The sequence below is a fragment of the Streptococcus fryi genome, from assembly GCF_053206505.1.
Map to the genome: position 1 here is coordinate 1 of NZ_JBRUGW010000081.1, position 1,012 is coordinate 1,012.

The 1,012-nt window shown below is 36.0% G+C and carries 2 protein-coding genes; both read right to left on the reverse strand.

The features are described from left to right. Positions 1-134: 134 nt before the first annotated feature. On the reverse strand, positions 135-467 hold the full coding sequence (locus ACVRZH_RS10160) for an Imm59 family immunity protein (protein WP_172007477.1): 333 nt from the start codon (positions 465-467) through the stop codon (positions 135-137). Continuing rightward, positions 468-860 carry a glycohydrolase toxin TNT-related protein gene (locus tag ACVRZH_RS10165; protein ID WP_447455146.1) on the reverse strand — a complete coding sequence of 131 codons (393 nt, stop codon included), beginning with the start codon at positions 858-860 and terminating at the stop codon, positions 468-470. Between the last annotated feature and the right edge of the window lie 152 nt (positions 861-1,012).

A 1,012-nucleotide genomic window follows, 5' to 3' on the forward strand; every position in this document is an offset into this window, starting at 1 on the left:
ACCCATGAAGATGGTATCGCGAACGGGGTTCCATTGGTCGTTTGTGTTCTGGTTTGTAGAGAAGTGATATTGTCGAATTTGATTTTATATCCCATAATTGCGGAAAGCAGAGCGAAAACTCTGCTAGGATGATTCTAATAAATATTATCATCAGACCATAATGGGTGAAGATAATTAACGGGCATGCCTTCTTTTGTATAATATTTATTTATTATGATAATATCTGCTAAAAAATCTATGAACGCGGTTTTTGCTTCTTCAAATGTCGGGTAGGCATGTTTTCCATTGTAACTTCCTCTATCCATAGTTCCGTATACAAAATATATCTGTTGTTTCCCGTTAAACTCAATCACTACCTCCCACTCTCCTGGATTCTCTTCCGGAAAAATAGAATATCTCAAACTCTCATAGCCAAGTTTATGGATTTCTTCCAACAATTTTTGTTTCTGTTCTTCTAAAATTTCCATTTACTTTATCTCCTTTATTAACCCCATCTTCTCATACCAATTAACCGATGTCCCAAATTTAATTTGAGTGCCTCCCCCTGCTCCAAAGACAATATCAATTGTTCCTTTTTGAGGATTAGCCATATCCGCCAATGTGAATTTGTAATCTTTCATCAATCTATCAAGAACTACTTTATCTATTTGAGATAAGTTTGAATAAGCAGCGGTAACATTCTCTAAATTAATATCTTGGATTACCTCATACTGATAATACCTTTGATAGCCCTCTGGGTATGGCAAACCTCTCTGATTAAAAGGTGTTATTTTTCCATTCTCAATCGGGCTTGTAAATGTACCTCCTGATTCACCAAATCGATCAATAATATCACCAGCTTTTAAATCGGCTGATTGCATCACGGGCTTCCCATCTTTGAGGGTAAAGCCATTGTAAATTGGCCAATCTATTGAACCATCTGCCTTCAAATATGAGCGATATCTAACTGGCGTTAACTGACCAGTTGCTTTATCGATATCATAGGAAATTTTATGCCTTTAGAACAATAAAA

Coding starts and splice junctions, on each gene's coding strand:
- ACVRZH_RS10165 (WP_447455146.1), bottom strand. CDS start 860: ATGCAATCAGCCGATTTAAAAGCTGGTGATATTATTGATCGATTTGGT.
- ACVRZH_RS10160 (WP_172007477.1), bottom strand. CDS start 467: ATGGAAATTTTAGAAGAACAGAAACAAAAATTGTTGGAAGAAATCCAT.